Below are 2338 nucleotides of genomic sequence, written 5' to 3'. Positions count from 1 at the left end.
GAAATAGTAGGCAAGTAGGTAGTAGGAAAGGGATAAAGGATGTGCACGGTATTCCTCTTCTGGGGACAATGTCTCCCCTTTCCTACTTCCCTACTCTCCTACTTTCCTACAGGCTGAATAGTTACAAATATTGTATCATAGCATCTTAGATTTTGCAAGAAACTTTTTTTGCCACCAATGGGGTTGGACCTTTTACCAATTCCCAATCAAACCTAACAATATTTTTTTCTACACAAGAAAATTCTATCCCGCATAGATAAACACTCCTATTTACTTTTAAGTACTTCTCGTAATACCTTTTGTTCTTTATCTGCTCTAATGCTGTATTTTTATCACCTTTATCTTCTACTACCTTAAATTCAAATATTATTATTGCCTTATTAGTTTTTATTGCCATATCTATTCTGCCTTGATTAGTAGAGTCTTCTACTTCTAAATCATACCCCAGGGAGGCAAATACTGCATAAAATATGGAGGCATAATACCCCTCATATTTGTCTAATTCATTCTTTATATACCATTCATAAGGAATTCCGGCAAAAAGTCTGAAAAATATCTCTTGTAACGAGTCAAAAGCCATTCTGTCTATTGATTCATATATCTCTATCCTCACTCGCTGATACATCCCAGCATTAAAAACAAAATAGTTTGCAACATATTCATTCAGGCTCTTTTTTACCTCAAGATTAGGATAGGAAAGTGTATAGTAGATATTATCGCCTAAGTTCTTTTTCTCTTTTATCGTCAGATACCCTGTTTGAAACAGCAATGCCGCCGGTTCTATAAAGTCAACATCAAATGCACCTATCAATTCCTCCCCTCCTTTTATCTCCTCCATCTCTGGGATGTAATATTTTCTCTCCTTTAACAATTTTAATAAAAATGTCGGACTGCCGGTCTCAAACCAGTAATTTTTATACTCTTTACCTGGCTTATCTAAAAACAAAAGTATATCGAATGGATTATACATACTCTCACCAAGCCAGGAATATCCATTATACCACAATTTCACTTTCTCCATGTTTACATTCACCAGGTATTCCTTAAATACTGTCTCTAAATCATTCTGAGTGTAACCACATATCGTTGCAAATCGCTCGTCTAATGTTATATCCATCAGGTTATTTAGTCCCGAGAATAAAGATACCTTAGAAAATTTACTCACACCTGTCAGCATCACAAATTTGATATATGCATCAGTTCCTTTTAATATAGTATAAAAGCCTTTGAGTATTTCTCTCATTTCTTTTGCAAGTTCGGGATTTTCTATGTTATCTAAAATAGGTTTATCGTACTCATCTATCAGTATAACCACCCTGTTTTTTGTTGCAAATAATTTTCTTATTAGTTCCTCAAATTCTTCATAATATGTTGTTGTTTCAAGGGATAAATTATTACTTGAGGCTATATATCTTAACTGATTTAAGATAAAGGATGAAAGTTCTTTCCCGGAGGTAGCTTTTTGGTTACTAAAATCTATCTTTATCATAGGATAATTCTGATTAAAATCCCATTTATCTTCTATCCATAAACCCTTAAATAATTCTCCCTTACCCTCAAATAAATCCTTTATCGTATCTATCAACAATGACTTACCAAATCTTCTCGGACGGGATAAGAAAAAGTAAGTCCCACTGTTTATAAGACTATATATTATCTCTGTCTTATCTACATAACAGTAGTTCTCATTGGTTATCTTTTCAAATGTCTGAATACCTATTGGTAATTTTTTCATGATTCACTCCTCATTTAGATAACAGTAAGGAATTAATCCTTCTCCTTGTGGTAGCATAAGCACCCTGGGCGCATCTTTTCAATGTTTTAAATTGATGAGTTGGTAGATTTGGAAAATTATCAAACTATGCCTCTGGGTAAGCGTTCAGCCACAGAGGCACAGAGTTCACAGAGAATTAAGGAAATTAGCCACAAATGCACACGAATTAACCTCTGACATCCTATAAATGTAGTCAGAAGCGAGGCTAAAGCCTCGCACTACAAATCTTTTTGTATTTGTGTTCATTCGTGGTTATATATTCCCTCTGTGTTCTCTGTGACTCTGTGGTTATATCCTGAACGGTTACGCCTCTGGATAATCAATAACTGTCTTTTCATACGTACCTTCAGGCAGATAATCTAAAGGTTCATGAGGTATTTTAGCAAAAATTTTATTCTTTGTCAACAAAATTTTTGCCCCAATCTGCGATTCTAAAAGGAGAGCGTTGCGTAGGAGTTAAAGCTATATCTATGGTCACAGGCATTGCTTTACTTCATTTTCTGCCATCTTTTGCTTATTAAATTTGCTCCAGAGGAGCAATCTGTTTGTAGAAGAAAACCCACC

Annotated in this window: 1 protein-coding gene; it reads right to left on the bottom strand. The window is 34.7% G+C overall.

The features are described 5' to 3' along the window. Positions 1-145: 145 nt before the first annotated feature. Positions 146-1735, bottom strand: a complete 1590-nt coding sequence (locus AB1414_19375) for an AAA family ATPase (GenBank protein ID MEW6609574.1) — start codon at positions 1733-1735, stop codon at positions 146-148. Positions 1736-2338: the final 603 nt, after the last annotated feature.

It is taken from the genome of bacterium (assembly GCA_040755795.1).
Classification (GTDB): Bacteria; UBA9089; CG2-30-40-21; order CG2-30-40-21; family SBAY01; genus JBFLXS01.
The sequence above is the reverse complement of the archived record's forward strand: the minus strand, read 5'-3'. Positions and strand labels throughout refer to the sequence as shown.